At 71.9% G+C, this 851-nt stretch carries 1 protein-coding gene and 1 pseudogene; one reads left to right on the top strand and one right to left on the bottom strand.

Features of this window, described 5'->3' with window-relative positions:
* Positions 1-100: 100 nt before the first annotated feature.
* Entirely contained in the window at positions 101-403 is a 303-nt protein-coding gene (locus A5696_RS05465; RefSeq protein ID WP_067874621.1) for a DUF503 domain-containing protein, read from the top strand.
* 4 nt (positions 404-407) lie between these two features.
* On the opposite strand, the pseudogene A5696_RS05460 reads toward A5696_RS05465, so the two are convergent.
* Positions 408-851: pseudogene (locus tag A5696_RS05460) on the bottom strand (hypothetical protein); the annotation flags it as partial.

Genomic DNA, 851 nt, shown 5'->3' with positions numbered 1-851 from the left:
CGTGTCGGTGTTTTTCGACGGCGCACCCGACAACTGGGAGCTGCTCGTCAGCGACCTCGCGGACTCCGACCCCCGCGCCGACTCCCCCGGGCTGATGCCGATGTGGATCGGCTGGCTCGAGTTCGACGTGCTGCTGGGCCCGGAGCTTGGGGTGCGATCACTCAAACAGAAGCGGTCGGTGGTTCGTCCCGTCGTGGCCGAGCTGCGGCGCAAGTTCAGCGTGTCGGCAGCCGAGACGGGGACGCAGGACCTGCATCGGCGGGCCGGGATCGGAGTGGGCGTGGTGTCCGGCGACCGGGGCCACGCCGTCGACGTGCTCGACGCCGCCGAACGCCTGGTGGCCGCGCATCCCGAATTCGAGCTGCTGTCGGTGCGGCGGGGACTGCACCACAGCGACGACTGAACGGCTACCCGTCGCGGCCCTCGCGTTTGCGGCCCAGTGGCGCGGGCGCGACGGCGCCGGGCGCGAGCCGGCGCGTGAAGATCAGGAAGGCGGTGTGCCCGCGCATCGAGTGCTGCGGGCGAACGGCAAGGCCGACGACGTTCCAGCCGCGCTGCAGCGTCTCCCACGACCGGGGCTCGGTCCAGCACTGCTGGGCCCGCAGTGCCTCGACGGTCCGCGACAGCTGGGTGACGGTGGCCACGTAGATCATCAGCACGCCGCCGGGGATGAGGAGCCGCGCCGCCGCGTCGAGCACCTCCCACGGCGCGAGCATGTCGAGCACGGCCCGGTCGAAGGAGCCGTCGGGCAGGTCGGAGTCCGCGAGGTCGCTGACGAGCAGCGCGCCGACCACGCCGAGCATGCCCGCCGCAACGTCACGGTGTTTTTCGACGGCGCACCCGACAACTGG

The organism is Mycobacterium sp. E2699, from assembly GCF_001666745.1.
GTDB lineage: Bacteria > Actinomycetota > Actinomycetes > Mycobacteriales > Mycobacteriaceae > Mycobacterium.
This window is presented reverse-complemented; position numbering and strand designations above follow the sequence as displayed.